Genomic DNA, 6,883 nt, shown 5'->3' with positions numbered 1-6,883 from the left:
GGAAGCTGGCCTCGGCACCGTCGAGAAACCGGGCCGGATCGAAGCCGCGCTCGGCCTGGGCGATGCGCGCGAGCGTCTGCCCGACGACGGTGTGAGGCGCGGGCACCGGGCGGGTGGACCGCGGCGGCTCGGCAACCCCCTCGATCACCGGGCCGCCGGGACGCTGCATGCCGCCGGCCGCAGTCGGCTCGGGCATGGGCGGCCGCTCGTAGCCGGTGCGACGGCCCAGCACGCTGCGCAAGCGCAGCACCAAGAAGCCCGCGACGAGCGCGAGAAGGACAATATCGACGGGAAATCCGGTATGCATGACGCTAAGACACCTGTTCTCGGGGCAAGCCCGCCCTCGTGATAGGCCGAGCGCGGCGCGCCTGCAACCGCGGCATGCCCGACGCGCGGTTTGCCGAAGCCCCCGGCGCAGGGTATCGCTGAAGGCATGATCCTGCTTCGCCACGGCCAGAGCGAGTTCAACCTCCACTTCACCGCGACGCGGCGTGACCCTGGAATCGAGGATCCCGGACTGACCGAACACGGGCACGCGCAGGCGGAGGCCGCGGCTTCGGCGCTTGAAGGGCACTCGCTGCGGCGGCTGATCGTCTCGCCCTATACCCGTACGCTGCAGACGGCAGCGCCGGTGCTGGCGCGGCGGCCCCTCGATGTCGAAATCTCGGCGGAGATCCGCGAGCGGTTCCACTTCACCTGCGATATCGGCAGCCCACCGGATCGCCTTGCCGAGAGGTTCCCGGATCACGATTTCGCGCACCTGCCGACTCGCTGGTGGCCTGACGAAACCGAGACGGAGGAGGCGGTGATCGAACGCGCGAATCGGTTCCGCGCGGCGATGGCGGCGCGGCCGGATTGGCGGGAGACGCTGGTGGTCAGCCATTGGGCCTTCATCCTGGCACTCACCGGACAGTCACTGACCAACGGTTCATGGATAAACTATGATCCGACCTCGCCGCCGCCGTCCGCCTTGCGCTGGCGTCCCTGACCGCGGCCGGCGCAGGAGGTCTTGAATCGTGCGTCAGACATTAAAAAATACGTCAGGCCTGAAGTCGTATCGGGACGAGAAGACGGGCGCGGAAAGGCCAGAGGCGCGTGACACGACGACCAATCACCGCATGAGGCGCCTCCGCCTCGCCGCCGCCGCGCTGCTGACGCCGGGACTTGCAGGCTGCGCCGTCGGTCCCGCGTTCCACATGCCGCAGACTAATGTGCCGGCGCGGTTTTCGGCCACCGCGGACGCAAAGCCGGCCTGGCCGAAGCCCGGATGGTGGCGCCATTTCGGCTCGCCGGAGCTCGACCGGCTGGTGGAAGCGGCGAAGGCACACAATTTCTCGGTGATCGAGGCGATCGACCAGCTCGAGGCGGCCAACGCGCAGGCACAGATCGCCGGCGCGCCAGTGCTGCCAGCGATAACGGGCAGCGGCAGCGGGTCATTCCAGCAGATCCAGGCGAATGCCGGCAACGGGCTGCAGGCGGTGGATACGCGCAGCTTCACCGCGACGTTCCAGGCCTCCTACCAGCTCGATTTCTGGGGCAAGAACTATGACGCGCTGCGCGCGGCGCAGGCGAACGCGGCGGCGGCGGAATTCAACGCGGCGACGGTGGCACTGACCGCCGAAGCCTCGGTCGCCACCGTCTATTTCCAGGTACTGGCGTACCAGGACCAGCTGGGAATTGCGCAACGCAATCTGAAGGCGGCGGAGGGGCTGCTCGCACAGTTGCGGGCGGAACTGCGGGCCGGGATAGTCGATGCACCGACGGTGGCGCAGCAGGCTGCGCTGGTTGCGTCTGAGCGGGCGAACATTCCCAACCTGGTCTCGCAGATGCGCCAGGAGGCGATCGGCCTCGGCATCCTGACGGGGCGGGCGCCGGAATTCCTGCGCGTGCGGGGCGGCTCGCTCGGCGCGCTGACGGTGCCGGCGCTGGCGCCGGGACTGCCGGCCGGGCTGCTGGAGCGCCGGCCCGACATCGCGGAGGCGAAGGCCAACCTGATCGCCGCCAACGCCAATGTGCGTGGCGCGATCGCGGCGTTCTTCCCGTCGATCACGCTGACCGGCTCGGGCGGCTGGCAGAGCAAGGCGCTGAACCTTCTCTTTGCGCCAGGCTCGACACTGATCTCGGCGGCAACCTCGATCGCCCAGCCGATCTTCGAGGGCGGTGCACTGACCGGGCAGCTGCGGGTGAGCCGCGCGACCTATCGGGAAGATGTCGCAAAATACGAGCAGGCGGTGGTGCAGGCTTTCACCGATGTCGAGACCGCGATGACCGCGCTGCGCTACGCCACCGACCAGGAAGCGCTGCAGCAGGTTGCGGTCGCACGCGCCCGAGCCGCGCTGGATGGCGCCAGGGCGCAGCTCAGGGCCGGCGTGGTCGATATCGGCACGGTGCTGAACGCCGAGCAGACCCTGCTGTCGGACGAGACGACGCTGGTGACGACGCGGCTCACCCGGCTCGATGCCGCGGTCAATCTCTACAAGGCGATGGGCGGTGGCTGGACGGCCGGCGCCGGCAAGGATCACTGACGATGGCGAAACGGCGCGGACGGATCATTTTCGGGCTGGTGGCGCTCGCCCTTGTCGGCGCGGTGGCGTACCGGCTGGCGCACCGGACGAAACCCGCGCACGGCGGCGGGGCAACGGCGATTCCTGTGGAGGTGGCGAAGGCGACGCGGCAGAACGTGCCCGTCTACCTCGATGCGCTCGGCACCGTCGTCGCCTACCACACGGTGACGGTGCAGCCGATGATCACCGGGCCGCTCACCAGAATCCTGTTCACGCCCGGCCAGTTCGTGAAGAAGGGCGATCTTCTCGCGGAGATCGATCCCGCGCCCTATCGCGCGACACTCGACCAGGCGGAGGCGAAGCTTGCGCAGGACAAGGCGAGTCTCGCCAACGCGGAAATGCAGGCGCGACAATACGCCTCGCTGGTCAAGCAGAACTACACCTCGAAACTGCAGGCGGCGACGGCGCTCGCCACCGCCGCCGAGGATCGGGCGCTGGTGAAGCAGGACGAGGCCAGCATCGAGACCGACCGGATCAATCTCGGCTATACGCGGATCACCGCGCCGATTTCCGGACGCACCGGCATCCTGCAGGTGAATGCCGGCAATATCGTCAGCCCAAGCACTACCAGCGGCATCGTGGTGATCAACACGCTGCAGCCGATCTCGGTGCAGTTCAGCCTGCCGCAGCAGGATCTGCCGGCGATCATCGCCGCGATGAAGCGTGGCAAGGTTGACCTGCTCGCCACCGAGGAGGGCGATCCGCAGACCGCGAAGGTGCTCGACCACGGCACGCTCGCCGTTCTCGACAACACGGTGAATGCGAACACGGGAACGCTGACGCTGAAGGGCACGTTTGCAAATCCGGACCTCACGCTGTGGCCCGGCGCCTATGTGAACGTCCGCACGCTGGTCCGGACGATCGACGATGCGGTGACCGTGCCACCGGTCGCGGTGCAGCAGGGACCTTCCGGTAGCTTCGTCTTTCTCGTGAAGCCGCCGGCCAAGAAGGGGGGATCGTTCACCGTGATTGACCAGAAAGTGACGCTCGGCGTGCAGACGGCGCGCGTCGTGGTCGTCACCAGCGGACTTGTCCCTGGCGACGAGGTGGTGACCGAGGGCAATTCGCGCCTGAAGGGCGGATCGGCGATCCACATCGTCACGGGTTCCGCCGGCGCGCCGTGAACATTTCCGCCCCGTTCATCGCCCGGCCGGTCGCGACATCGCTGCTCGCGATCGCGCTGCTGCTGATCGGCGCGCTGGGCTATCGGGCACTGCCGGTCTCCTCGCTGCCACAGGTCGATTTTCCGACGATCCAGGTGGTGACCAAGCTTCCCGGCGCCTCGCCGGATACCGCCTCGAAACTGCTGACCGCGCCGCTCGAGCGGCAGTTCGGGCAGATCGCGGGGCTGGCGGCGATGAGTTCGATCTCGAGCCAGGGGACCAGCGCGATCACGCTCCGGTTCGACCTCTCGATGCCGATGACGACGGCCGCCCAGGACGTTCAGGCCGCGATCAACGCCGCCTCGGGCACGCTGCCACCAAACCTGCAATATCCGCCGACCTATTCCGAGGTGAATCCAGCGGACGCACCGATCCTGACGCTGGCGCTGACCTCGCGCACGCTGCCGCTCGACGCCATCGCGGATGCGGCGCAGACCCGGCTTGTGCCCAAGCTCTCTCAGGTGAAGGGGGTGGGCAAGGTGACGGTCGAGGGCGGGCTGACCAAGGCAATCCGCATTGAGGTGAACCCGGCGCGGCTCGCTGCCTATGGCGTGTCGCTCGAGGATGTGCGCAACGCCATCGCCAATGCCAACCAGTCCGGCGCCAAGGGCGCGCTGGACGGGCATAATCAGGCCTACACGATCGGCGCCAACGACCAGATTACCATGCCGGCGCAGTATCGCGACCTGATCATCGCCTATCGCAATGGCGCGCCGGTGCGGCTGTCGGCGGTGGGGACGGTGAGCCCTGGCCTCGAGAACGACCTGCAGAGCGCGAGTTATGACGGCACGCCGGCGGTGGTGGTCGATATCCAGCGCCAGCCCGGGGCGAACATCGTCAGCACGGTGGCGGATGTGCGGGCTGCGCTGGCGGGGCTGCGCGCGGCGATGCCGCCGGGCATCGATGTGAAAGTCGTCGCCGACCGGACGGGGACGATCCGTGCCTCGGTGCGGGACGTGCAGATCACGCTGATCACCGCGGCCCTTCTCGTCGTGCTGGTGATCTTCCTGTTTCTGCCCAATCCGCGCGCGGTCCTGGTGCCGGCGGTGGCGCTGCCGCTCTCGATCGTCGCGACCTTCGCGGTGATGAACGAACTTGGTTTCCAGCTCGACAATCTCTCGCTGATGGCGCTTACCGTCGCTTCGGGCTTCGTGGTCGACGACGCGATCGTGATGATCGAGAACATCGTCCGCTTCATCGAACAGGGCGAGTCGCCGCTGCGGGCCGCCTATCTCGGCAGCGCGCAGATCGGCTTCACCATCGTGTCGCTCACCGTGTCTCTGGTCGCGGTATTCATTCCACTGCTGTTCATGCCGGGAGTGATCGGGCGACTGTTCTCGGAATTCGCGGTAACGCTGTCGATCGCGGTGGTGATCTCAGCGGTGGTGTCGCTCACGCTGACGCCGATGATGAGCGCGCGGCTGCTGCGCGGCGCCGAGGCCTCGCAGCCGGGACGGATCGCGCGCGCGGCGGAGGCGGCGCTGGCGAGCGTGCGGGAGCGCTACCGCGCCGGCCTGGCCTGGAGCCTGCGGCACCAGCGGCTGATGCTCGCCACCTTCGGGGCGACGGTTGTGGCCACCGGCATCCTGTTCGCGATCATCCCGAAGGCGTTGCTGCCGCAGGAGGATACCGGCGCGATCGTCGCCGTGACGGAAGGCGCGCAGAGCATTTCGCTCGATGCGATGACGCGGCTGCAGGACCGGGCGATCAGGGCGATACGCGCCGACCCGGCGGTGGCGGGCGTCACTTCGCTGCTGGGGTCCGGCCTGACCAACCCGACGCCGAATACCGGCCGGCTCGGCATCACGCTCAAGCCGATCGGCCAGCGCCCCGCGATCGACACGGTGATGTCGCGGCTGCAGGCGCGGCTGGCCGGGATTCCAGGACTGCATGCCTACATGCAGCCGGTGCAGGACATCACGCTTTCCTCGCGTGTCTCGCCCACGCAATATCAATACACGCTCACCGACGCCGACCAGACGGAACTTGACGCATGGGCGCCGAAGATCCGCGCCGCCCTAGCCGCCCTGCCGCAGATTACCGACCTCGCCAGCGACCAGCAGAACCAGGGGCTGGAGACCTATATCGACGTCAACCGCGCCGCGGCGGCACGGCTTGGCATTTCGATGGCGACGATCGAGGCGACGCTCTACGACGCGTTCGGCCAGCGGCAGGTCAGCACGATCTATACGCAGAACGCGCAGTATCGCGTGGTGCTCGGCGTGGATCCCGCCTATGCGCGATCGCCGCAGGCGCTGGCCAGCATCTATGTGCCAACCGGCAGTCTTTCGGCGAGCGTCTCGTCCACGGCGCTCGGCCCCGGCGGATCGGTGAGCGGAAACAGCACGACGGCAACGGGGGCCGCGGGCAGCGTCAGCACGTCGGTAGCCGGCGAAGTGCCGCTGCTGGAGGTGGCGAAGATCGACCAGCGCTACGGACCGCTCGCAATCACCCGGGAAGACCAGTTTCCCTCGGTGACGCTCAGCTTCAATCTCGCGAAGGGTGCGTCACTCGGCGCGGCCGAGAGCGCGATACGCAGTGCGGAGCAAAAACTCGGCGTGCCGGATACCATCAGCGGACGGTTCTCGGGGGCGGCGGCCGAGTTCGAAACCTCGCTCGCGCAGGAGCCGTGGCTGATTTTCGCGGCCCTCGTCGTCATCTACATCGTGCTCGGGGTGCTTTACGAAAGTACGATCCATCCGGTGACGATCCTCTCCACCCTGCCCTCGGCGGGGATCGGCGCGCTGCTCGCGCTGATGCTCTTCGGCGCGGATTTCACCCTGGTGGCGCTGGTCGGCATCGTGCTGCTGATGGGCATCGTGAAGAAGAACGGCATCATCATGGTCGATTTCGCGATCGAGGCTGAGCGCACGCGGGGGCTGAGCCCGGAGGCGGCGATCACCGAGGCGGCGATCCTGCGGTTCCGCCCGATCATGATGACGACGATGGCGGCCCTGCTCGGCGCGGTGCCGCTGGTGCTGGAAGGCGGCGCGGGCGCGGAACTACGCGCGCCGCTCGGCATCACCATCATTGGCGGATTGCTGGTCAGCCAGTTGCTCACGCTGTTCACGACACCGGTGATCTACCTCGCGATGGACCGGCTGCGGCCGGCACGGCGGGAAGCGCCGGCGGCACAGACTGGCCCGGCGGAATAGG

At 67.9% G+C, this 6,883-nt stretch carries 4 protein-coding genes and 1 pseudogene; 4 read left to right on the top strand and 1 reads right to left on the bottom strand.

Translation table 11 applies throughout. The features are described 5' to 3' along the window. Positions 1-307, bottom strand: a pseudogene (locus tag APM_RS16975) (Tim44 domain-containing protein); the annotation flags it as partial. A gap of 126 nt (positions 308-433) precedes the next feature. Here APM_RS16975 and APM_RS16970 point away from each other — a divergent pair. The 4 genes from APM_RS16970 (at position 434) to APM_RS16955 (ending at position 6,882) form a co-directional block, all read left to right on the top strand. After that, entirely contained in the window at positions 434-988 is a 555-nt protein-coding gene (locus APM_RS16970; protein ID WP_007424623.1) for a histidine phosphatase family protein, read from the top strand. A gap of 130 nt (positions 989-1,118) precedes the next feature. Continuing rightward, positions 1,119-2,525 (top strand): efflux transporter outer membrane subunit, encoded by a 1,407-nt coding sequence (locus tag APM_RS16965; protein ID WP_241763195.1) that lies wholly within the window; start codon positions 1,119-1,121, stop codon positions 2,523-2,525. Between the two features lie 2 nt (positions 2,526-2,527). Continuing rightward, positions 2,528-3,688: an efflux RND transporter periplasmic adaptor subunit gene (locus APM_RS16960; protein WP_007424621.1), complete on the top strand. Its 1,161-nt coding sequence runs from the start codon at positions 2,528-2,530 to the stop codon at positions 3,686-3,688. Continuing rightward, positions 3,685-6,882, top strand: coding sequence for an efflux RND transporter permease subunit (locus APM_RS16955; protein ID WP_007424620.1), 3,198 nt, complete (start codon positions 3,685-3,687; stop codon positions 6,880-6,882). Before APM_RS16960 ends, APM_RS16955 begins: the two co-directional genes overlap by 4 nt. Position 6,883 lies beyond the last annotated feature (1 nt).

The organism is Acidiphilium sp. PM (assembly GCF_000219295.1).
GTDB lineage: Bacteria > Pseudomonadota > Alphaproteobacteria > Acetobacterales > Acetobacteraceae > Acidiphilium > Acidiphilium multivorum.
This window is presented reverse-complemented; position numbering and strand designations above follow the sequence as displayed.